This is a genomic window from Streptomyces sp. Ag109_O5-10 (assembly GCF_900105755.1).
Classification (GTDB): Bacteria; Actinomycetota; Actinomycetes; order Streptomycetales; family Streptomycetaceae; genus Streptomyces.
The window spans coordinates 5,914,569-5,936,428 of record NZ_FNTQ01000001.1; the positions used below are offsets into that span (position 1 = coordinate 5,914,569).

Annotated in this window: 20 protein-coding genes and 1 tRNA gene; 6 read left to right on the plus strand and 15 right to left on the minus strand. The window is 72.9% G+C overall.

Annotated features, from left to right (window positions below):
* Window positions 1-125: 125 nt before the first annotated feature.
* From ehuA to ehuB, 4 genes are read right to left on the minus strand one after another with little or no spacing between them, the layout of a single operon-like run.
* Window positions 126-908: an ectoine/hydroxyectoine ABC transporter ATP-binding protein EhuA gene (gene ehuA, locus BLW82_RS27085; RefSeq protein ID WP_093502584.1), complete on the minus strand. Its 783-nt coding sequence runs from the start codon at window positions 906-908 to the stop codon at window positions 126-128.
* Window positions 898-1,548, minus strand: coding sequence for an ectoine/hydroxyectoine ABC transporter permease subunit EhuD (ehuD, locus tag BLW82_RS27090; protein ID WP_093502586.1), 651 nt, complete (start codon window positions 1,546-1,548; stop codon window positions 898-900). The genes ehuA and ehuD overlap by 11 nt, the downstream gene beginning before the upstream one ends.
* A complete protein-coding gene (gene ehuC / locus BLW82_RS27095) occupies window positions 1,545-2,261 on the minus strand; it encodes an ectoine/hydroxyectoine ABC transporter permease subunit EhuC (protein WP_093502588.1) in 717 nt (238 codons plus the stop codon). Before ehuC ends, ehuD begins: the two co-directional genes overlap by 4 nt.
* Window positions 2,258-3,196: an ectoine/hydroxyectoine ABC transporter substrate-binding protein EhuB gene (gene ehuB, locus BLW82_RS27100; RefSeq protein ID WP_093502590.1), complete on the minus strand. Its 939-nt coding sequence runs from the start codon at window positions 3,194-3,196 to the stop codon at window positions 2,258-2,260. The genes ehuC and ehuB overlap by 4 nt, the downstream gene beginning before the upstream one ends.
* Window positions 3,197-3,243: 47 nt before the next feature.
* Between ehuB and BLW82_RS27105 the strand changes: the two genes are divergently transcribed.
* Window positions 3,244-3,738: a DUF3830 family protein gene (locus tag BLW82_RS27105; protein WP_177233081.1), complete on the plus strand. Its 495-nt coding sequence runs from the start codon at window positions 3,244-3,246 to the stop codon at window positions 3,736-3,738.
* A 190-nt stretch (window positions 3,739-3,928) separates the two neighbouring features.
* Here the strand turns inward: BLW82_RS27105 and BLW82_RS27110 are convergent, their stop codons facing one another.
* Together BLW82_RS27110 and BLW82_RS27115 are read right to left on the minus strand one after the other, a co-directional pair.
* Entirely contained in the window at window positions 3,929-5,335 is a 1,407-nt protein-coding gene (locus BLW82_RS27110; protein WP_093502594.1) for an amidase, read from the minus strand.
* Window positions 5,336-5,355: 20 nt separating this feature from the next.
* On the minus strand, window positions 5,356-6,309 hold the full coding sequence (locus BLW82_RS27115; protein WP_093502596.1) for a D-2-hydroxyacid dehydrogenase: 954 nt from the start codon (window positions 6,307-6,309) through the stop codon (window positions 5,356-5,358).
* A 160-nt stretch (window positions 6,310-6,469) separates the two neighbouring features.
* Between BLW82_RS27115 and BLW82_RS27120 the strand changes: the two genes are divergently transcribed.
* The 3 genes from BLW82_RS27120 to BLW82_RS27130 all read left to right on the plus strand — a co-directional run bounded on the left by BLW82_RS27120 (window position 6,470) and on the right by BLW82_RS27130 (window position 9,707).
* Complete coding sequence (locus tag BLW82_RS27120; protein ID WP_093502598.1) at window positions 6,470-7,267, plus strand: maleate cis-trans isomerase family protein; 798 nt, start codon at window positions 6,470-6,472, stop codon at window positions 7,265-7,267.
* Window positions 7,264-7,995 (plus strand): maleate cis-trans isomerase family protein, encoded by a 732-nt coding sequence (locus BLW82_RS27125; protein WP_093502600.1) that lies wholly within the window; start codon window positions 7,264-7,266, stop codon window positions 7,993-7,995. Before BLW82_RS27120 ends, BLW82_RS27125 begins: the two co-directional genes overlap by 4 nt.
* Window positions 7,996-8,609: 614 nt before the next feature.
* Window positions 8,610-9,707 (plus strand): LLM class flavin-dependent oxidoreductase, encoded by a 1,098-nt coding sequence (locus BLW82_RS27130; protein ID WP_093502602.1) that lies wholly within the window; start codon window positions 8,610-8,612, stop codon window positions 9,705-9,707.
* Here the strand turns inward: BLW82_RS27130 and BLW82_RS27135 are convergent.
* The gene (locus tag BLW82_RS27135; protein WP_093502604.1) at window positions 9,677-11,542 is read right to left on the minus strand and encodes a putative bifunctional diguanylate cyclase/phosphodiesterase; all 1,866 of its coding nucleotides are present in this window, start codon (window positions 11,540-11,542) and stop codon (window positions 9,677-9,679) included. The genes BLW82_RS27130 and BLW82_RS27135 overlap by 31 nt on opposite strands.
* Window positions 11,543-11,914: 372 nt before the next feature.
* On the opposite strand from BLW82_RS27135, the gene BLW82_RS27140 reads away from it, so the two are divergent.
* Window positions 11,915-13,129 carry a M6 family metalloprotease domain-containing protein gene (locus tag BLW82_RS27140; protein ID WP_093508298.1) on the plus strand — a complete coding sequence of 405 codons (1,215 nt, stop codon included), beginning with the start codon at window positions 11,915-11,917 and terminating at the stop codon, window positions 13,127-13,129.
* 117 nt (window positions 13,130-13,246) lie between these two features.
* Here the strand turns inward: BLW82_RS27140 and BLW82_RS27145 are convergent.
* The 7 genes from BLW82_RS27145 to BLW82_RS27175 form a co-directional block, all read right to left on the minus strand.
* Window positions 13,247-13,320: transfer RNA gene (locus tag BLW82_RS27145), tRNA-Lys, on the minus strand.
* Entirely contained in the window at window positions 13,311-13,934 is a 624-nt protein-coding gene (locus tag BLW82_RS27150) for a bifunctional DNA primase/polymerase (protein ID WP_093502606.1), read from the minus strand. The genes BLW82_RS27145 and BLW82_RS27150 overlap by 10 nt, the downstream gene beginning before the upstream one ends.
* 115 nt (window positions 13,935-14,049) lie before the next feature.
* Window positions 14,050-14,412, minus strand: a complete 363-nt coding sequence (locus tag BLW82_RS27155) for a hypothetical protein (RefSeq protein WP_093502608.1) — start codon at window positions 14,410-14,412, stop codon at window positions 14,050-14,052.
* A gap of 112 nt (window positions 14,413-14,524) precedes the next feature.
* Entirely contained in the window at window positions 14,525-15,859 is a 1,335-nt protein-coding gene (locus BLW82_RS27160; RefSeq protein ID WP_177233324.1) for an AAA domain-containing protein, read from the minus strand.
* A complete protein-coding gene (locus BLW82_RS27165; protein ID WP_093502612.1) occupies window positions 15,859-17,448 on the minus strand; it encodes a hypothetical protein in 1,590 nt (529 codons plus the stop codon). Before BLW82_RS27165 ends, BLW82_RS27160 begins: the two co-directional genes overlap by 1 nt.
* Window positions 17,439-18,557: a hypothetical protein gene (locus tag BLW82_RS27170; protein ID WP_093508299.1), complete on the minus strand. Its 1,119-nt coding sequence runs from the start codon at window positions 18,555-18,557 to the stop codon at window positions 17,439-17,441. The genes BLW82_RS27165 and BLW82_RS27170 overlap by 10 nt, the downstream gene beginning before the upstream one ends.
* The gene (locus tag BLW82_RS27175) at window positions 18,511-19,464 is read right to left on the minus strand and encodes a phosphatase PAP2 family protein (protein ID WP_093502614.1); all 954 of its coding nucleotides are present in this window, start codon (window positions 19,462-19,464) and stop codon (window positions 18,511-18,513) included. Before BLW82_RS27175 ends, BLW82_RS27170 begins: the two co-directional genes overlap by 47 nt.
* A 222-nt stretch (window positions 19,465-19,686) precedes the next feature.
* On the opposite strand from BLW82_RS27175, the gene BLW82_RS27180 reads away from it, so the two are divergent.
* On the plus strand, window positions 19,687-20,283 hold the full coding sequence (locus tag BLW82_RS27180) for a histidine phosphatase family protein (protein WP_093502616.1): 597 nt from the start codon (window positions 19,687-19,689) through the stop codon (window positions 20,281-20,283).
* A gap of 67 nt (window positions 20,284-20,350) precedes the next feature.
* On the opposite strand, the gene BLW82_RS27185 is transcribed toward BLW82_RS27180, so the two are convergent.
* Window positions 20,351-21,847 (minus strand): NsdA family TPR-like regulatory protein, encoded by a 1,497-nt coding sequence (locus BLW82_RS27185; RefSeq protein WP_093502618.1) that lies wholly within the window; start codon window positions 21,845-21,847, stop codon window positions 20,351-20,353.
* Window positions 21,848-21,860 lie beyond the last annotated feature (13 nt).

A 21,860-nucleotide genomic window follows, 5' to 3' on the forward strand; every position in this document is an offset into this window, starting at 1 on the left:
GAGAAGACCCTCTGGCATATGTCAGCGGAATGACCCGGCCGCCAGACCTCGGGTGATCGAGCGTTCACTTCCTGTAGCGGCGGCGCGGTGCGGGAAAACCTTTACGGCGCCGACGGTGCATTTATCTACAGCACCGCGCTGAGGAACTCCCGGGTCCGCTCGTGCTCGGGCTCGCTGAAGATCCGCTCCGGCGGGCCCGCCTCGATGACCCGGCCCGAGTCGAACATCAGGACCTGGTCGGAGATGTCCCGGGCGAAGTTCATCTCGTGGGTCACGCAGAGCATGGTGATGTCGGTGGTGCGGGCGATGTCCCTGAGCACGTCGAGGACGCCCGCGACCAGCTCGGGGTCGAGCGCCGAGGTCACCTCGTCGAGGAGCAGCACCTTCGGGCGCATGGCGAGCGCCCGCGCGATCGCCACCCGCTGCTGCTGGCCGCCGGAGAGCCGGGTCGGCCGCTCGTCGGCCTTGTCGGCGAGGCCCACCAGGTCGAGCAGCTCCCGGGCCCGCGTCTCCGCCTCGTCCTTCGACAGGCCGAGCACGGTCACCGGTGCCTCGGTGATGTTGCGCAGTACGGTCATGTTCGGAAACAGGTTGAACTGCTGGAACACCATCCCGATCTGCTTGCGGACCTCCCGCAGCTCCTTCTCGGGTGCCGGGAAGAGCCGCTGCCCGTCCACGGTGATGGTGCCCGCGTCCGGCTTGGTCAGGGTCATCAGCAGCCGCAGGATCGTGGTCTTGCCGGAGCCGGAGGGACCGATCAGGGTGACGTGCCGGCCCGCCTGCACGGCGAGGTCGAGCCCGTCGAGGACGGTGTTGTCCCCGAACCGCTTGGTCACCCCCTCGATGCGGATCAGCTCGTCGGAGGTGATGCCGGCGGTACTCGGCTGCTTGCTGGTGTCAACGGACAAGGCGACGCTCCAGGGTGCGCAGAAGAACGGAGGCGAGGTAGGAGATGACGATGAAGGCGACGCCGATCACCGTCACAGGCTCGGTGAACTGGAAGTGCTGCTGGGAGAAGAGCCGGGCCTGGCCGAGCATCTCCAGCACGGTGATCGACATCAGGATCGGCGTGTCCTTGAGCATCGAGATCACGTAGTTGCCGAGCGGCGGCACCACCCGGCGCACCGCCTGCGGCAGGATCACCGCGAACCAGGTCCGCCGGGCCGGCAGGCTGAGCGCGGTGGCCGCCTCCCACTGCCCGGCCGGGACGGCCTCGATACCGGCCCGGTAGACCTGCATGGTGTACGTCGAGTAGTGCAGGCCGATCGCGAAGACCCCGGTGGTCAGCGCGGAGAACGTCAGCCCCCACTCGGGCAGCACGTAGAACAGGAAGAACAGCTGCACCAGCAGCGGGGTGTTGCGCACGAACTCGGTCACCGCGCCGACCGGCCAGCGCACCCAGCGCGTGGGCGTCCGCATCAGCAGCGTCCACACCAGCCCCAGCGAGAACGAGATCAGCGAACCCAGGGCCAACGCCTCCAGGGTGACCCACAGGCCGTCCCAGAAGTGCGGCATGAACTCGCGTACGGCACTCCAGTCCCACGTCACGCGACACCACCGACCCCGGTCGTCTCCTTGCGCTTCACCGCACGCGCCTCACGTTCGTTCCCCGGGTCCTTGCCGATGCCGGCCTTCAGCCGCTTCTCCAGACCGCGCATCAGCCGGGTGATCACGAACGCGATCACGAAGTAGACGATCAGCAGGTACGTGTAGATGTGCGCGCTCTCCTGCAACGCCAGCCGCACCAGGTTCCCGCTGAACGCCAGGTCGCCCATGCCGGTGATCGACACCAGCGCGGTGCCCTTGAGCAGCTCCACGAGCAGGTTGCAGTAGGACGGGATCATCTCCGGCACCGCCTGCGGCAGCAGGATCAGCCGCAGCCGCTGCCAGGGCGTGAAGTTGAGGGCGATCCCGCCCTCCCGCTGCGCCGGGTCGACCGCGTTCAGCGCCCCGCGCACGATCTCCGAGCCGTACGCGCCGTAGGTCAGGCCGAGCGCGAGCGTCCCCGCCCACATCGGCACCAGCTGCCAGCCGAAGGCGACCGGCAGCACGAAGAACACCCAGAAGATCATCACCAGTGCCGAGGTGCCGCGGAACACCTCGGTGTAGAAACCGGCGAGAAACCGGACGAACCAGTGCCGGTTCGTCCGCGCCACGCCCACCACCAGTGCCACGGCCGTCATCAACAGCCCGCTGAGCACGAGAAGCTGAACGGTGGTCCAGACCCCCTTGAGTACGAGGTCCCACAGTCCCGAGGTCATCCGCTCTTCCCTCCCCCGCACAGCTCCTTCGCCGTCAGGTCGGTCATCTCGGCCTCGGTGAAGCCGAACGGGCGCAGGATCCGGAACAGTTCGCCGCTCTTCTTCAGCTTGTGCAGCTCCACGTTGAAGGCGTCCCGCAGCTTCGTCTCCGCCGACCGGAACGCGAACGCGCCCCCGTCCACGTGCGGTTTCCCGTCCACCAGCGGCGCGAAGGCCTTGGTCGCCTCCGCCTTGGCGGACTTCTTGACGACGGAACGCGTGGTGAGCGCCGTACCGGCGAAGACGTCGACGCGTCCCGCCTCCACGGCGTTCAGCCCGGCGACCTGGTCGGGAACGATCAGGATGTCGCTCTCCTTGTACCCGGCCTCGACCGCGTACTGGATCTCGGCGTAGCCCGTCCCGGTGGCGAACTTCGCCTTCTTCCGGACCACGTCCTTGTAGTCGTGCAGCCCCTTGGGGTTGCCTTTGCGCACGATGAACGAGTCGAGCATCTGGTAGTCGGGATCGGCGAAGATCACCTGCTGGCAGCGCTCAGGGTTGACGTACATCCCGGCGGCCACGACGTCGAACTGCTGCGAGTTCAGCCCGGGTATCAGCGAACCGAACTCGGTCGGCACCGGCTGGACCCTGTCCACCCCGAGCCGCTTGAAGACCGCCTTCGCCAGCTCCGGCGCCTCACCGGTCAGGTGCCCGTCCTTGTCGATGTACCCGAAGGGGATCTCACCGGCGATGCCGAGCCGAACGACACCCTGGGCACGCAGCCGTTGCAGCAGGTCACCCCCGTCGGTGCCGGCCGCGGTGGCGACGCGCGTGCAGCCGGCGGCGCCGAGTGCGCCGAGTGCGCCGACCGCGGCGGCACCCGCGAGCACGGCCCGCCGACTCTGTCTGGATTCGTGCCCTGATGTGTCTGATTCGTTCCGGAGAGGTGGAGCCATGGCGGCGCGGCTACCCGACCCCAACCGACTTATGCACCATGGAAGGCATGACCGAACGATTCATCGAAGTCTCGCTGGTCAGCCGCGGTGTCGCCGCCAGGGCCAGGCTCCTGGACGACCGCGCTCCCGTCACCTGCGCCGCGGTCTGGGCGGCCCTGCCGCTGTCCGGCGACGTCTACCACGCCAAGTACGCCCGCAACGAGATCTACGCGCTTTTCCCGCCGTTCACGCCGACGGAACCGCCCCTGGAGAACCCGACGGTCACACCGATCCCCGGCGACCTCTGTTATTTCTCCTTCGCCGGCTCGGAACTGGCCACGAAGGCCTACGGCTACGACCGCGAGCCACCCCCCGGCACCACGGTCGTCGACCTGGCCCTCTTCTACGAACGCAACAACCTCCTGCTCAACGGCGACGTGGGCTGGGTCCCAGGCACCGTCTGGGCCGAGGTGGTGGAAGGCCTGCCGGCCCTCGCCGAGGCCTGCAACGACCTGTGGCGCAACGGCGCGGCGGGAGAACAACTGGCGTTCCGGGCGCTCTGACCGGGACCTCCGGCTCCCGCCTTCAGCGCCTTCCACCGCCGCTCACCCGTCTCTCCGCCACGGCGGTGCTGCCCGGCGGTGCCGAACCCGACCGGGCCGTCGCGCTGCCCGCTCTTCTCCTGCCTTCTCCTGCGGTGCCGCCGCCTGTTTCCTCGTGGGGTGTCGGTCTCTCTCTTCCGCCGCCACGGCGCTAGGCCAGGACGGCGCTGCCCGGCGGTGCCGTGGCCACCCCGGCCTCGTACAGGGCGTGGGCCGTGCGCAGGACCAGGTCGTCGCGGTGGCGGGCGGCCACGAGCTGGAGGCCCACCGGCAGGCCGTCGGCGTCCGTGCCCACCGGGACCGTCGCCGCCGGCTGCTGGGTCAGGTTGAACGGGTAGGTGAACGGGGTCCAGCCCGTCCAGCGGCGGAGGCCCGAGCCCTTCGGCACCTCCCGGCCCGCCTCGAACGCCGTGACGGGCAGGGTGGGCGTGACGAGGAGGTCGTACGACTCGTGGAAGAGCCCCATCCGGCGGCCCAGGTCCGTCCGGACGTCCGCCGCGGCGAGGTAGTCCAGCGCGGACAGGCGGGCACCGGTACCGCAGATCTCCCGCAGCCCCGGGTCGAGCGACTCCCGCTGCCCGGGGGAGAGCCGCTGCGTCACCCGGGCGGCACCGGCGAACCACAGGGCGTGGAAGGCCTCCACCGGGTCGCTGAAGTCCGGGTCGGTCTCCTCGACGTACGCCCCGAGTTCCGCGAGCCGCGCCACCGCCCGGCGTACCGCCGCCGCGACCGCCGGATCCACCGCGACCTGACCGCCGAGCGTGGGTGAGAAGGCCACCCGCAGGCCGTGGACGCCACCGGCCAGGCCGGCCACGAAGGAGCCGGGCGCCGGGCCCAGGGCGGACCAGTCGCGGGCGTCCGGGGTCCCGATCACGTCCAGCAGCAGCGCCGCGTCGGCCGCGTCCCGGGTCATCGGGCCCACGTGGGACAGCGTGCCGAAGGCGCTCGCGGGATACAGGGGGATCCGGCCGTACGTCGGTTTCAGGCCGAAGATGCCGCAGAACGCGGCCGGGATGCGCACGCTGCCGCCGCCGTCCGTGCCGAGGGAGAGCGGACCCGCGCCCAGGGCGACGGCCGCCGCGCTGCCGCCGCTCGAACCGCCCGCGGTGCGGGAGACGTCGTACGGGTTGCGGGTGACCCCGGAGAGCGGGGAGTCGGTCACGCCCTTCCAGCCGAACTCGGGTGTGGTGGTCTTCCCGACGAACACCGCGCCGTGCTCGCGCAGCCGGGCGACGGACGGCGCGTCCTCGTCCCAACTCCCGGTCTCCGCGATCGTCTTCGAGCCGCGCAGGGTCGGGTGGCCGCGCATCAGGAGGATGTCCTTGACCGTCACCGGCACGCCGTCGAGCAGGCCCCGCGGCTCGCCCCGCCGCCACCGCTCCTCCGACGCCCGCGCCTGCGCCAGGGCGTCCTCCTCGGTGAGCCGGACGAAGGCGTTGACCTCCGGCTGGATCCGCGCCGCCCGCTCCAGGACCGCCCGGACCGCCGCCACCGGGCCGAACTCGCCCTTGCGGTAACCGTCGAGGAGCTGCCGGGCGGTGAGGTCGGTGAGCTGCATGAGGGGCACCCTCCCGGGAGTCAGTGACCGCGTACGTAACCGCGCTTCTTGTCCACCACGTTCAGCAGGGACCTGCCCGCCGCCCACCGCTCGTACAACTCCACGAACTGGGAGCCCAGTTCGTCCCGCCAGCCCACTGTGTCCCCGCTCATGTGGGGCGAGACCAGCAGGCCCGGCACGTTCCACAACGGGCTGTCGGCGGGCAGCGGCTCGGTCGCGAAGACGTCCAGGGCCGCGGCGGCGATCCAGCGCCGGGTCAGCGCCCGGACCAGGGCCTCCTCGTCGACCAGCCCGCCCCGGCCGACGTTGATGAAGCAGGCCGACGGCTGCATCACGCCGAAGCGGTGCGCGTCGAACATGCCGTACGTCTGCTCGGTCAGCGGAGCGGCGGCGATGACCCAGTCCGCGCGGGACATCAGCCGGTCCAGGTCGTCCGGGCCGTGGATGCCGGTGCGCGGGACGCGGCCGACGAGGGCCGTGGTGACGCCGAGCGCCTTGAGGGCGCGGACGATCGCCCTGCCGATCGGCCCGGAACCGACCACGCACGCGCGCGTGCCGGCCACCCGGCGCGCCTCGCGGTGCCGCCAGGTCCGCTCCCGCTGGAGGTCCAGGGTCCGGGGCAGGTCCTTGGCGACGGCCAGTACCAGCGCGGCCACGTACTCGGCGATGGGCGCGTCGAAGACCCCGCGCGCGTTGGTGACGACCGTGTCGGACGCGGCCAGCTCCGGGCACATCAGATGGTCGACGCCCGCGCTCGCCGTGTGCACCCAGCCCGGCCGGGGCCCCTCGCCGGGCCAGGCCTCGCGGACGGCGGGCGAGGCGAAGTCCCAGACGAGCAGGACGTCCGCCGCCGGCAGCCGCGCCGCCAGGCCCGCCGCGTCGGTGTGCACGATCCGGGCGCGGCCGGTGAGCCGGCCGAGCCGCGGGGGCGGGTCGGCGTCGAGGACCAGCAGAGTGGGCACGGGCGGTGTCATTCGGGGCGGTCTCCCGGTGTCCGACAGTGTCTGACATGGGCGGACGGAACGTCTCGGATGCGCGGATTGACCACGCTGGCACCCGAACCTACCTTCGTCAACACGGGCGTATCCGTCGACCGTTGCCCCTCGCTCTCCCACCTGAGGCCGGTGACTTCCCATGGACGTCTCCTTTCTGGGCGGACCTCGTCCCCAGCGCGGTGTCGGCGTCGTGGCGCCCTTCGACTTCGCGCTCGACCGTGAGCTGTGGCGATGGGTGCCGGACGACGTCTCCCTGCATCTGACCAGGACACCGTTCGTGCCGGTCGAGGTCAGCCTGGACCTGGCCCGGCTGGTCAGCGAGCACGAGACCCTCGGCGAGGCGGTACGCGCGCTGACCGCGGTCGCGCCCGAGGTCGTCGCCTACGCCTGCACCTCCGGCAGCTTCGTCGGCGGCATCGCGGGCGAGCGGGCGATGTGCGAGGCGATGGCCCGCTCCGGCGCGGTGCCCGCCCTCACCACCTCCGGGGCGCTCCTCGACGCGCTGACCGAGCTGGGCGTACGACGGCTGGCGCTGGTCACGCCCTACACGGTCTCGGTGACCCGGGTCCTGGAGGAGTACGTGGCGGAGGCGGGCGTACAGGTCGCCGGCTGCGCGTTCATGGGTCTGACCAGGCACATCTGGCAGGTGCCGTACCGGGACGTGGTGGCCATGGCCCGGCAGGCGGTACGGCCCGGGGCCGCCGACGCCCTGTTCATCTCCTGCACCAACCTCTCCACCTACGACGTCATCCCCCAGCTGGAGGCCGAGCTGCGGATACCCGTCCTGTCGGCCAACCAGGTCACGATGTGGGCGGCGCTGCGCAGGCTGGGTACCCGAGCGGTGGGCCCTTATCAGGCGCTGATCCGTCACCTGGACGAATCGGCGGCGCGTGACTGGCCCGTACTGCCGGAAGAACAGCAGGAAGGGTGGACATGACAGCGCTCGGACTCCTCTATCCGGGACACTCCGCGGAGGACGACTACCCCCGTATCGAACAGCTCCTCGGCAGCGACATCCGGGTGGACGTCGTCCACACCGACATCGGCGAGGACGCGCACCGGGTGGACGCGCTCCGCGAGATGGGGACCGAGGAACGGCTGGCCGCCGGGGTGGCGGAGCTACGGCTCGCGGGTGCGGACGCGGTGGTGTGGGCGTGCACCAGCGGCAGCTTCGTGTACGGCTGGGAGGGCGCCCAGCAGCAGGTCCGGGCGCTCGCCATGGCGGCCGGGATGCCCGCGTCGTCCACCTCCTTCGCGTTCGTGCACGCGGCGCGGGAACTCGGGGTACGGCGGGTGGCGGTCGGCGCGACCTACCCCGAGGACGTGGCGTCCCTCTTCGCCGAGTTCCTCCGGGCCGGAGGCCTGGAGGTGACCGGCGTGCGGTCCTCGGGGATAGTGACGGCGGCGGAGGTGGGGACGTGGGGTGAGGAGGAGGTCCTGACCCTGGCGCGGGCCGCGGACGTGGGGGAGGCCGAGGCGGTCCTCCTCCCGGACACGGCACTGCACACGGCGGCCCACGTGTCCCTCCTGGAGAAGGCCCTCTCCAAGCCGGTGCTCACGGCGAACCAGGTGACCGTCTGGGAGGGCCTCCGCCTGGCCGACCGCCGGGTCAACGCCCCGTCCCTCGGCACCCTCTTCACCCGCGAACCGATCGTCCAGGCCTGACACAGCCCCCACACCACGGGGCTCCGCCCCCGGCCCCCCGAAATCCTTCGCCCACCCACCCCCCGACTCGGTCGGCTGAGACGAGAGAAGGGCAAGACACGGTCGGCCGATGCGCCGGACCCTGCACCCACCCCCCGACCCGGTCGGCTGAGATGTGCGGAGAGCGGGAGGCACGGGCGGCCGGAAGACCGGATCCTCCGCCTCCCACCCCCGACCCGGTCGGCTGAGATGTGCGGAGAGCGGGAGGCACGGGCGGCCGGAAGACCGGATCCTCCGCCCACCCCACCCCACCCTCGACCCGGTCGGCTGAGACGCGAGGGGCGGGGAGCACGGGGCGGCCGGAAGACCGGATCCTCCGCCCACCCCACCCACCCCCGACCCGGTCGGCTGAGACGCGAGGGGCGGGGAGTACGGGCGGCCGAAGGGTGAGGGGCGGGCCTGGCGGCGCTCTGCGGTGCCGGGTGGCGCAGTGGGCCGAGGGGCGCGGGGAACTGCGCGAACAGCCCCCACTCAGTCGCGGTCGTGCCAGGACGGGAAGCGCCGGAATAACCGGAGACATCCTCCTGTTAACGCCGGGAGGACAGCTCACGGCCGCAAAACAGGAGGCTCTCACCGTGTCGGCAGACGAGATCCGGGGCATCACGCACGGGACGGCCCCCGTCCCTCTCTCCGTACTGGACCTGGTGACCGTCGGCACGGGCAGTACCGCCACCGACGCCCTGCGCACCAGCGCCTCGCTCGCGCGGCTCACCGAGTCGCGCGGCTTCCACCGGTACTGGGTCGCCGAGCACCACTCGATGCCCGGCGTGGCCTCCTCCTCACCCGCCGTGATCCTCGCGAACCTCGCCGCCCACACCGAGCGGATCCGGCTCGGGTCGGGCGGTGTGATGCTCCCCAACCACGCGCCGCTCGTGATCGCCGAGCAGTTCGGCACGCTGGAGGCGCTGGCGCCGGGGCGGGTCGACCTGGGGCTCGGGCGGGCGCCGGGCACCGACGGCGCCACCGCCGCCGCCCTGCGCCGGACCCCGACCCTCAACGAGGGCGCCGACGACTTCCCCCAGCAGCTCGCCGAGCTGCTCCGGTTCCTGGACGACGACTTCCCGGACGGGCACCCGTACCGGAAGATCCACGCCATCCCCGGGCCCGTCCAGGCCACCACCCCCGGCGGGGTGCAGTCGCCGCACCGCCCGCCCGTCTGGCTGCTCGGCTCCTCCGGGTTCAGCGCCCGGCTCGCCGGCATGCTCGGGCTGCCGTTCGCCTTCGCGCACCACTTCTCCGCGCAGAACACCGTCCCGGCCCTCGACCTGTACCGCGAGTCCTTCAGCCCGTCCGCAGTCCTCGACGAGCCCTACGCCCTCATCGGCGTGTCCGTCCTCGCCGTGGACGAGGAGCGCGAGGCGCGGCGGCAGGTGCGGGCCGGTGCGGTGAACATGCTGCGGCTGCGCACCGGGCGGCCCGGCCTGTTCCCCGACCCCGACGACGTCGAGAAGCACGAGTTCTCCCCGATGGAGGAGGAGTTCGTGCACTCCTGGACCGCCAACATCGTGCACGGCACCGCCGACGAGGTCCGCGCCGGCCTCGACGACCTGCAGAAGCGCACCGGCGCCGACGAGCTGATGCTCACCACCCACGCCCACCGCGGCGAGCTGCGCCTGCGCTCCTACGAACTGGTCGCCGACGCCTACGGTTTGCCGGCCGGGGCGTCCGCGTAGGTCCCGGTGTCCAGCAGCTCGGAGATACGATCCGCCGTCACCGGCCGGGAGTAGAGCCACCCCTGGCCGGTGTCGCAGCCGATGTGGCGGAGCCGGGAGGCCTGCGCCGAGGTCTCGACGCATTCCGCGGTGACGGTGAGCCCCAGGCGGTGGGCCAGCTGGATCATCGCCTCCACCACCACCTCGTCGGCCGGGTTGGGGCGGTCGCCCGGGTCGTCGTACTGGAAGCCCCGGACGAAGGAACCGTCCAGCTTGAGGACCGACACCGGGAGCCGGCTCAGGTACGCCAGGTTCGAGTAGCCGGTGCCGAAGTCGTCGATGGCGATGCGCACCCCCATGTCGCTGAGGGCCTGGAGGGCCTGGAGCGGGCGGCCCGCCGAGCCCATGACCGCCGACTCCGTCAGCTCCAGCTGGAGCAGGTGCGGGGCCAGACCGGTCTCGGCCAGCGTCTCCGCCACGTCCGCGACCAGGTCGGAGTCCCAGACCTGGCGGACCGCCACGTTCACACTGACGAAGATCGGCGGCTCGCCGGGGTGGTCCAGCTGCCAGCGGCGGGCCTGCCGGCAGGCGGTGGTCAGGGCCCAGCGGCCGAGCGGGACGATCGAGCCGTCCTCCTCCGCCAATCCGATGAACCGATTCGGCGCTAGTGTGCCGAACTCCGGGTGGTGCCAGCGGACAAGGGCTTCGACCCCGCTGAGCCGGCCGTCCCCCATGCCCACCAGCGGCTGGTACTCCAGCACGAACTCGCCGCGCTCGATGGCCGGGCGGAGGGTGGAGGAGAGCGCCTGCCGGGTCACCAGGTGGGCGTTGCGCTCCGGGTCGAACAGCGTCCAGCGGGACTTGCCGTCGGCCTTCGCCCAGTACAGCGTCGTGTCGGCGGCCTGCATCAGGCCGGTGGCGGTGGTGCCGGCGGCGTGCCGCTCCACCACCCCGATCGACGCCGACAGCGACAGCCGTTGACCGGCCAGGTCGAACGGCGCCTGGAGGGCCGCGAGGGCGGACTCCGCGAGGTCGGCCAGCTGCTCCGTGCCCGTGGAGTCCTCGACCAGCAGGGCGAACTCGTCGCCGCCGAGCCGGGCCACCAGCGGCGCCCCGGCCCGCGCGAAGCCGGCCTCGTCGGCGACCCGGGTCAGCCGTTCGGCGACGGCCGCCAGCAGGCGGTCGCCGACCCGGTGGCCGAGGGTGTCGTTGACCGCCTTGAAGCCGTCCAGGTCCAGGTAGCACAGGCCGATCCGGCCGGTGCCGCTCTGCTCGTACGACTCCGCCTCCAGCGCGGCCGACAGCCGCTCGAAGAACAGCGTCCGGTTGGGCAGCCGGGTCACCGGGTCGTGCATCTGCAAGTGCCGCAGCCGGGCCTGGAGTTCGCGGCGGGCACTGATGTCGGAGACCGAGATCAGCACGCCCGGCACGTCCTTGGCCAGCGGGGCGATGGTGACCTGGGTCCAGACCGAGTGCCCGTCGGGGTGCTTCAGCCGGCGGGTGCAGCGCAGCCTGGCCTGCCGGCCGCGCAGTACCTCACGGTAGGCGTGCCAGGTACGGGCGTCGGAGGCCAGGTCCACCAGGTCCGCGGCGATCCGCCCGGGCAGCCCGGCCTGATCGGCGCCGATCAGGGTGGCGAACGCCTCGTTGGCGGCGGTGACCAGCCCTTCGCGGTCGACCATGGCCATGGGCAGCGCGGCGGCCGCGAAGGCGTGCTCGTAGGTCGCCGGCGCTGTCTGCGCGTCTGTCGTTTCGTCTGTCTTCTCGTACGACTTCCGGTAGGTATTGTCACTCTCTGTGACGGCTGACCGGTCGAGGTCTGCCGCGGGCGTCGGCCCTTCGGACGTTCCGCTCACCGCTCGCTCCCGCAGTGCACTCGATCTCTGTCCGTGCAGGAAAGTGTGCCGATCATAGAGGCTGGCCCGAGGGCCTTCCAGCCACTGTCCAGTGTCCCCGATGAACCGGGGATTCTGACAGATCGTTTCTGCCCGCACCTGGACGGGTTCTTGAGCCGTGCGACCACTTGTGACGTTCCGTTAGCGTCCCGGGGTGTCGGCCGTTCGGGTCTGCCTGTGGTGAGCAGGTGGCTCCTCACCCTTCTGGTGCAGATAAACAGGTCATAAGGTGACAAACTCACAGAGGCTGGGTGCGGTGTCCCGCGAACCGCCTCCGGAGGTCCTTCCGTGCCGCGTCTCCTGCTGCGCAGTTCCGCCGCCGTGTTCACCACGATGTCGGCGCTCGTCGCCACGACGATCCTGACCGGGCCGTCGTCCGCCGAGCCGTTCTCCACGGCCCCCTGCGCCCTGCACCGCACCGACGCGCACCACTCCGAGGGCGTCGACACCTGGAACCCCGACTACACGCGCCCCACCCACCCGCTTTCGGCCGTGATGGTGTTCCTCTCCTTCCCGGACGCGGTCCCGCGGACCACCCCCGCGGAGCTGGTCGCCGACCACTTCCCGGCCACCAGCCGCTACTACGAGCAGGCCTCCTACGGGAAGTTCACCATCCACCCGCACCCGCTCAGCCGCTGGCTGCGCATGCCGCGGCCCTCGGCCGCCTACGGGATGCGGCGCGACTGGAGCATCCCGCTGCGGGCCGCCTACCTGCGGGACGCGTTCGCGGCGGCCGATCCCGAGGTCGACTTCTCGCACTACGACATCGTGTACCTCGTGGCCGACCCGGACGCGCCCGGCGTCGACTCCGACGCCACGAAGGTGGTCAACCTCGACACCCCGGTGCACGTGGACGGCACCGACGTCCGCCGGGTCGTCACGGTCTTCGAGAAGCATCCCCCGGACCGGCTGGTTCTCGCCCATGAGACCGGACACGTCTTCGACCTCCCCGACCTCTACCACCGCCCGGTGGACGGCAAGGGCGACTGGGACACGTACGTCGGGGACTGGGACCTGATGGGCAGCCAGTTCGGGCTCTCCCCGGACCTCTTCGCCTGGCACAAGTGGAAGCTCGGATGGCTGGATCCGCGCCAGGTGGTGTGTGTCCGGGGGGCCGCGCCGACCCGGCTGACCCTGGAACCGCTCTCCGCCGGGCCGGGCGGCCCCGCGCGGGGCGCCGCGGGCGCCCCGGCCTTCGGGCTCGGCGACGGCTCCAAGCTGGCGGTGGTGCGCACCGGGCCCGGCGCCGCGCTGGCCTTCGAGGCGCGGGACGCGTCCGGCAACGACAGCGCGGCCTGCCGGCAGGGCATCCTCGTCTACCGGGTCCGCGACGACACCACGTCCGGCAACGGGCCGATCCAGGTGATCGACGCCCATCCGCGTACCGAGGCCTGCTGGGAGAACTCGGTCTACCCGCCGCTGGCCGACGCCCCGGTCGCCCTCGGTGAGAGCTTCACCGTGCCGGGGGACGGCGTGCAGGTGGCCGTGGAGGGGCGGACGGCGTCCGGCGCCTGGAACGTGAAGATCACGCCGGCGAAGCCGGACTGAAACCCGCCGACCGAAACCCGCCGACCGAAACCCGCCCGCGAAAGGCCATCGACGGAAACCCGCCGACCAAAAGCCGAAGGCCAAGCTCACAGGAGCTTGGCCTTCGGTTACTTCGCGTGCGCCGCCAGGGACTCGAACCCCGGACCCGCTGATTAAGAGTCAGCTGCTCTAACCAACTGAGCTAGCGGCGCCTGCTGACGTCGTAGACCTTAGCATCCTGGTCGGCGGGAGGAAAAATCGATATGCGGACGGTCGGGCGGGCCGCGCGGACGGCCGCCCAGAGCAGGATCTCCGGGCCGGGAAGCCATGGATGCCGGGTGTCCGGGGCGACCAGCCAGCGGGTGCCGGCCGGGGCGGGAGCGGGAGCGGCGCGCGGTGCCGGCGCCGGTACGGTCACCGCGTCGCCGGTGCCGTGGCACAGCAGCGGCGGTACGGCGCCGCTCCGGCCGCCCCACTCCTCCCAGTCCAGGAGCGACGGCAGCCGGGCGGCGGTGCCGGGGGCGGCGAACAGGAGCATCCGGCCCCGGAAGACCGCGACCGGCCCGGAGCCCGGCCCCTCGTCCCACAGCCGGTCCAGCATGCGGCGGCCGAAGATCGCCGGGGCGTTCACCACGTCGAACACGGTCCCGCAGGGCAGCACGACCGGGGCGTCCGGCCGCTCCTCCCAGAACGCGAGCGTGCTCCGCGGATACGTTCCTGCGGAGGCCAGCCAGGCGGCTCCGTCCGGGGTGACCCCGGCCGCGTCGCCGAGCTCGCGGAGCTCGGCGAGGTGGCCCGGGAAGGTCTCGTACGGTGTGCGGCTCATGAGGAATTGATACCTCGCGTGAACACCCGCTCGCCGTCAGTTGCGGGAAACCCGGACAGGACCGATCGGAGGGGCGTATCTTGCCCACCCGGCATATGCCATCAGCGCGGTCCGGCTAGATCTGCTCGGGCCCCCGGCCCTCCTTCCCCCTCAGCAGATCCCGGCCGAACTCGACCATCTTCTTCGCGTAGTCCTCGGTCCACTCGGCCCGCTCGGCGATGTCGGCCGGGGTCAGCCGGTCGAAGCGGCGCGGGTCGGCGAGCTGGGCGGCGGCCATGGCCTGGAACTCCACCGCCCGGTCGGTGGCCACCCGGAACGCCTGGGTCAGCTCCGTCGCACGGCTCAGCAGCGCCCCGGGGTCGTCGACCGACTCCAGGCCGAAGAAGTGCTCGGGGTCGGCGACCGCTTCCACAGGCTCGAAGAGCAGGGGCGCGGGGCGTAGCCGCGGTTCGTTCCGACGCGGCGTGGGCTCCGCCATGTCTGGTCCTCCTCGTACGGTGTCGACGACTGCGGTCCGATGACCACCGTCCATTGTCCCGCGCCCGCGCAAGGGGACCCTGAGGCCGGTGGCTCACCGGGTGCTCTGCCACTCAGGACCGCCACGTCACCCGGTGCTCGCCCAGGTGGGCCAGCACGGCGTGGTTCGCCTCCCAGCCGTCCGGAAACTTGACGAGGGTTCCCAGCTGGACCGGTTCCGTGGACGGGTAGTCGTCCAGGAGGTCGGTCACGCCGGCGCGGCAGACCATGATGCAGGCGTGGCGGTGGCGGGAGGCGAGGACGCAGAGGCGGCCCGTCTCCAGGTGGAACGCGGTGGCGTCGGGGCGGCCGGAGAGCGGGTGGAGGACCACCGTCACGTCGTACTCCCGGCCCTGGAGACGGTTCGCCGTGTCCACGGTGACGTCGGCCGCGCCCAGCTCCGCCAGGGCCGCGCGGACGGCTGCCGCCTGGTCCCGGTGGGCGGTGCCGACGGCGATCCGGTCGGCGGTGAGGGGCGCGGGGGCCGGGGAGCGTTCCGAGAGGGCCGCGCCGCCGCGGTCGAGCAGGCGCCGTACCACCGTGGCCACCGCGCGGACCGCCTCCGGGTCGGTGCGCGGGGTGTGCCGGGCGGGCAGTTCCAGCAGGCCCCAGCCGGACTCCGCCGCCTCGTCGATGACCCGGTCGGGCCCGGAACCGTCGGAGGGGACGGCGAAGGTGAGGCGGCGGTCGCCGTGGCCGGTTCCGCTGCGGAACGGGGTGTACGGGTAGAACGCGCCGGAGACCAGGGGGGCCGCAGACGCCGGGAGGCGCCAGGAGACCGGGAGGCGGTGCTGGGGCAGGCCCGGGTTGTGGGCGAGGAGGGTGGAGACGGCGGACGCCGAGGGGTCGTACGACAGGCCCGCCCACTGCTCGCTGCCCACGATCGCGAACGGGTCCAGCTGGCCGGGGTCGCCCACGAACAGCGCCCGTTCGAACAGGCCGGCCACGGCGAGCAGGGAGTCCGAGCGCATCTGGTACGCCTCGTCGACGATCGCGTGCCGCCAGGGCTCGTCCACCGTCACGTGCGCCCACTTCGCGGCGGTGGAGAGCACGACCTGCGCCTCCTTCAGGTCGGCCGCCTTCGCCGACTTGCGGACGCTCGGCAGGTCGTCCAGCGCCTTGTCGTACGGGTCCGCGTCGCTGCTGTGCAGGCGGCCGACGGGCAGCTCCGGGTTCTTCTCGGCGAGCCGCAGGACCAGGTCGTCGACCTGCGCGTTCGTCTGCGCGACCACCATCAGCGGGCGGCCGGCGTCGGCGAGTTCGAGCGCCGCCCGCACCACCAGCGTGGACTTGCCGGCGCCCGGCGGGGAGTCCACGACCACACCCCGCTCGGTGCCGTGCAGGGTGTCGTGCAGGATCGCGGCGGTGGCCTGTGCGGCGGCCGTGCCGGGATCGGAGTCCGTGGTGATCAAAGGATGTCCTCCGGCGTCGCGGTGTCGGCCGCTTCGGGCGCCGTCTCGCCCGGCGGCCCGCCGTGCGTCCACGGGGTGTCCTCCGGGTCGGGCAGCTTGGCGCCGCCGCGCTGCTCGTGCTCGAACAGGGTGAAGACGAGCCGGTCGCCCTTCTCGGGGACCGAACCGGGTTCGGGTTCCTTGCCGCGGCCCATCTTGTCCAGGACGCGCAGCACCAGGACCCCCTCCGCCTCGTAGCCGGCGAACTCCACCGACTGCGGCTTGCCGCCCAGTGAGCGGTACGCCTTGGCGCGCTCGCCCAGCTGCGGCCGGTCCTCCGTGCGCACGGTCAGCAGCGGGCGCGGGCTGGGCCGCTTGCCCTCGCTGTACGCCATGACGACGTCGAGGACCTCGCCCGCGAACGCCTCCCCGGACAGCCGCCGCCCCGCCATCACCAGCGGGTCGTCGAGGGCCTCCTGGGCGTCGAGGCGGGCCTGTTCGCGCTCGCGCGTCGCCAGCTTGTTCGCGGCGGTCACCGCGTCGTCGCGGCGCGGCTGCGGGGGTTCGCCGGCCAGCACCCGGTCCCGGTGGCCGGTGAACGACCAGCGGTCGCGCGTCCACCGCTCCTCGACCCGGGCGCCCTCCGGCAGCCCGCGCAGCAGGTCCAGGCCCTGCCAGACCGCGTCCCAGGTGGGCCGGGTACGGCTCTCCACCAGGGCGCGGATCTCCCGCTCGGCGGCGGTGAGGATCATCAGCCGGTCGTCGGCCTGGAGACCGTCCTCGGCCTCGGCGAGGGCGGTGCGGGCGCGGTCGTAACGGTCGAAGGCGGGGGCCAGCAGCCGGTTGTCGAAGGCCGGGTCGGTGGCGGGCCCGGCCGGCGGGCAGAGCAACTGCCCGTCGCCGTCCCGCGCCAGCTCGGCCACCCGCGCGGCCTGCGCGCCCGTGCTGCCCGCGGGCGGGGCGATCCAGGCGAGCAGGGCGCCCAGGTGCTGGTCCTCGATGCCGGACTGGCCGGTCGCCCAGTGCCGGGACAGCAGGTCCGTCATGGCGAGGAGCAGGGAGGAACCGGGGACCCGGGCGCGCTCGCCGAAGTGGGTGAGCCAGCGGCCGAGCAGCGGCACCCTGGGCGGCGCCGGGTAGGGCGCCTCCGGCTCCTGCTCCGCCGTGCGCCGGAACCGCATCGAGCGGCCCAGCAGCCGTACGTACTCGATGCCCGCGCGGCCCGGGACGATCAACTGGGGTGCGTCCGCGCACAGTTCGACCTCGACCTTGACCCGCTTGCCGGTCTCCGGGTCGGTCTCGGTGCGCTCGGCCGCCTCGACGCTGTCGGCGTGGGAGTCCAGGTAGGGCAGGACGACGTCGGCGAGCTCGGCGAGGAAGGCGAACCGCAGGTCGCGGTCGCGCGGCTGGGGTACGACCAGCAGCCGCGGGGCGTCCCGGTCGGTGCCGACCAGGGCGCCCAGCGGGGCACCGGCCTCACCGGCGGTGGTGAGCGGCACGAAGACCAGCGGGCGGTCGGAGAGGTGCCGGTGGCGGACGGTCGCGGCGGGCTGCGCGGTGCCCGAGCTCACGGCCTCCAGGCGGGCGAGGGTGGTGATCAGGGACACCCGGCCCCCTGAAGTGCCTCCGCCCGCAGGGCCGCGGCCCGGCGCAGGGCCGCCACCGCCGGGTCGGTGGGGTCGCCGCTCTCGCCGCGCGCCGCCGACAGCACGTCCTGGACGGTGGCCAGCCCGCCCAGCTCGGCGCGGGCCGCGCGGCCCAGCGTGGTCACCTCGTCGGCCGCCCGGGCCCGCTGGCGGCAGTGGAAGGCCAGCTCACAGGCGGACAGGCACTCGGGCGCGTACGTCGCGGGCACGCTGTCCACGGCCGCCGTGAGCTGCTCCGCCGGCAGGTCCGGGGCGAAGCAGGTGCCCTCGGGGAGCGCGTCGGCGATGTCCTGGACGCGGGTGAGCCGGGCCAGCTGGCGGGCGGTGACCGCGCGCTGCTTGCGGACGTCCACGGCGGCGGCGGTCGGCAGGTTGGCGAAGTCCTTGGGGCAGACGAGCAGCACGTCGTGGCGGACCCGCGGGGCCGGGGTGAGCCGGGCCGCGACCTCCTCCAGGGCCAGCACGTACACCGCGGCCTGCCGGGCGGCGGCGCCCACCTTCGCCGGGTCGGCGGAGCCGTCCAGCATCGGGAAGGACTTGATCTCCACGACCGTCCAGCTGCCGTCCGGGTGCACCACGACCGCGTCCGGCTCCAGGAACGCGGGCGAGCCGGCCACCTCGAGGGCCAGCATCGGATGGTCGAACAGCGCCCAGCCGCCCGCCTCGACGGCCTCGCGCAGCGCCAGCGCCGTACGGGCCGTACGCCCCTCGGGCCCGATCGCGGACAGGTCGGGTACGGCGGCCCGCTCGGCGGGCTCGGCGCCCGGGTCGAGGTGGGTGCGGACCAGCCGCAGCAGTTCGGCGCCGCCGTCCGCCTTCACCCTCGCCTCGAAGACGTTGCCCCGGGTCAGCGCGAACTGCGACTGGCCGAAGGCCGACGGCGAGCCGAGGGCGCCGGCCAGTACGGTCTTGTCCACCCCGGCGCCGTCCAGGATCGCCCGCCGTCTGCACCCCGGGTTCGCGGCGAGCGCCGCGAGGGCGCGCGCGTCGAGGGCCTTGGCCGGGACGGCGGGGCCGCGCAGCTCAGCGAGCCGGTGCCGGAGCGCCGTCCCCCGCGTCTGTGGGGGCAGCGTCCGGTTCGGCTGCGGCGGCGAGCCGGGACTCGCGCTGCGATGGAATTCGCTCACCCGCCGAAGTCTGGCATCCGGCACTGACAATCGGGGAGCCTGCGCCGTCCGAGCGCGCTGCGACGAGGGAGGCGCCGGGGGTGATCCGCACCCGGACGAGATCCGCGACCCGCATCACGTACGGCGCCAGCAGGTAGCCCATGCCCATCACGAACACGCCCGCCACCGCGTCCAGGAAGTAGTGGTTGGCGGTGCCCATCACGACGATCGCGGTCAGCAGCGGGTAGGCCACGCCGAGCACCCTGGTCACGCGGTTGCCGCCGTGGCGCCACAGCATCACCCCGCACCACAACGCCCAGCCGCAGTGCAGGCTCGGCATCGCCGCGTACTGGTTGGTCATGCCGCCGAGGCCGCGCGGCGCACTGGCGTCGCCGCCCCACCAGCCGTACGAGCTGTACTGGGCCATCGTGTCGACGAAGCCGTACTTCACGTCCAGCAGCCGCGGCGGGCAGGTGGGCAGCAGGGTGAAGCCGATCAGGCCGATGAACGTGGACGTCATCAGCCAGGTGCGGGCCCGCTGGTAGATCTCGGCGCGCTTGCGGAACAGGAAGACCAGGATCACCGGGGTGACCAGGTAGTGCAGTGAGGCGTACCAGAAGTCCGCCGGTATGCCGAGCCACGCCTCACGCGTGAACAGGCGGTTGAGCGGGTGCTCGGCGTTGAGGTGCAGGGCCTTCTCGATGCGCAGGATCGCCAGGCCGTGGTCGACGGCGGTGGCGGTGTCCCCGCGCGCGAGCAGGCGGCCGGCGGTGTAGCAGCCGTACACCAGGAGGATCAGCGGCAGCTCGGTCCACCAGCGCAGCGGGGTTCGTGCAGCCACCTCGGTGCCCGGTTTCTCGGTCTGCGGCATCCGACTGCCTCCCCCTTCTCGTCCTGTCCGCGCGGCTCCCGGCGGGCCGACCGTGACACTTTACGTTGCGCGTCCTCCCGCCCATGCGGGGCGCTCAGCACTCAAAGACGCGGAGAGCGCGCACCGGGTTGCCCGCTCCCCGGCCCGTTCCCGGCGTGTCACCAGCCTGGGCGATGATGGAGGTGTCCCGCTCCCGAATTTCTCCCGAAAGGTTCTCCCTCCATGGCACCGCGCATCCTGCTGGCCCGGCACGGACAGACGGAGTGGTCGCTGTCCGGCAAGCACACCGGCAGGACCGACGTACCGCTCCTGGAGGAGGGCCGTCGGGGTGCCAAGCTGCTCGGCGAGCGCCTGCACCGGCCGCCGTTCGACGGCCTCGCCGACGCCGAGATCCGCACCAGCCCGCTGGCACGCGCGCGTGAGACCTGCGAACTCGCCGGCTTCGGCGACCGCGCCGCCCGCTGGGACACGCTGATGGAGTGGGACTACGGGGCGTACGAGGGCCTGACCCCCGCGCAGATCCAGGCGTCCCGGCCGGGTTGGCTGATCTGGCGGGACGGTGTCCCCGGGGGCGAGTCCCTCGCGGAGGTCACGGCGCGGGCCGACGAGGCCGTGGCCTGGGCGCGCTCGGCCGACCGCGACGTGCTGGTCTTCGCCCACGGGCACATCCTGCGGTCGATCGGGGCGCGGTGGCTGGGGCTGCCGCTGGACTTCGCGGCCCGGATCCGGCTGAACCCGACATCCCTGTCGGTGCTGGGGTGGGCTTACGGGGAGCCCGCCGTCGAGAGCTGGAACGACGTGGGGCACCTGGCGGGGTGACGGCGGGGGAGGAACGGCGCCCCCACCCGCCCGCAGCCTTACGCCCGCAGGCTCACCCCTGTCGGCCCTACACCACCCTCGGCGTCGAGGCGTGCCGGTCCAGGAACTCCTGGACCCCGCTCGCCCGGCGGTGCGGCAGCAGTACCCGGGCCGTGCCCGCCAGCATCCCCTGGATCCGGGACGACTGGACCTGGTCCAGCAGGTCCAGGACCCGCATGCCCGCCGTCGCCGCCTCGTCGGGACGCCCGCCGCGCGCGAGGTCGTCCGCGAGTTCCGCCGTGTACAGCGCGATGTTCCGTGTGAAGTGCGGGTCCTGCAGATCGGCCGCCCGGTGCGCGTGGCGGGCGGCGCGCCGCCAGTCGCCCAGCATGGACCAGCACTGCGCCTCCAGGCCCTCCAGCTCGGCCTCTCCGTAGAAGCTCATCCACTCGGGGTCGGCGTCCGAGTGGCCCCGCTCGAAGAGGGCCTGTGCGCGGGCCAGCGCCTGTTCGGTGCCGGTGCGGTCGGCGAGCCCCGCCCAGCCGCCCGCCTCGCGCAGCGCGAGCAGGGACATGAGGCGGGCCGAGCCGAGGGGCCGGCCGACCCGCTGCGCGGCCTGGGCCGCCCGCACCGCCTCCCGGGGCCGCCCGGCGTCCCGCGCCAGGAACGCGGTGTTGCAGAAGGCGTGCGCCTCCAGCCCGGCGTCCCCGGTCATCCGCGCCGTCGCCAGCGCCTCCGCGTAGTGCGAGCGGGCGTCGTCGAAGCGGCCGGAGTCGTGGGCCAGCCAGCCCACCGAGATGGCCAGTTCACCGGCGCCCGAATGCAACCGCTCGGCGGTCGTCTGCCGGGTCGCGCCCGCGTCGAGGAGCGCGTACGCCGCGCGCAGCGGAGCCGCCGCGCGCCGGTACAGGCCGTCCGCGCCGTGCCGGTCGTCCAGCAGCCGGATCCGGCGTACGGCCTCCTCCAGGGCGGCCGCGTGCGAGGACCCGGGACGGCGCACCGGCCGGTCCGCCGCCACGGCGTCGATGGTGAACCCCAGCGGGCCCAGGGAGGCGGTGGCCACGGTGGCGCCTCCGCCGGTCATGAATAGGCGACGCAGCACGTCGCTCTCCTCGTAGTTGTCGTGCGTCTCGTACGGGTCCTGCGGGTTCCGCGTCTCGTGCGGGTCATGCCGATCGTGCGGGGCATGCCGCTCGTGCGGGTGGTACGGGTCCTGCGGGTCATACGGCTCGACGGCTCCCTGCGTCTCACCCCGGGCGAGAACCAGGGGCACGTCGCCCGGCGGCCGCGCCGCGCGTCCGCGGACGGACGAGCGGGGCGCGAAACCGAGGTCGGCGAGCGTGCGGCCGGGGAACATATGCAGGAACACCCGTTCGTAGGCGTAGTTCGGGCAGCGGATCTCACCCGCCTCGACCCGGCCGATGTAGCGCGCGTCACAGCTCACCCGCTCGCCGATCTCGCGGGCGGCGCGCCGAACGAGCGCGGCGAACTCGGCCGGCGAGTGCCGGCCGCGTACCTGCCGGAAGGCGAGGTTCGGCCGTACCGGCCGATCGGGCTGCGACGAGGTCGTGGTTGACGACGCCATGGCCGGGTCCTCT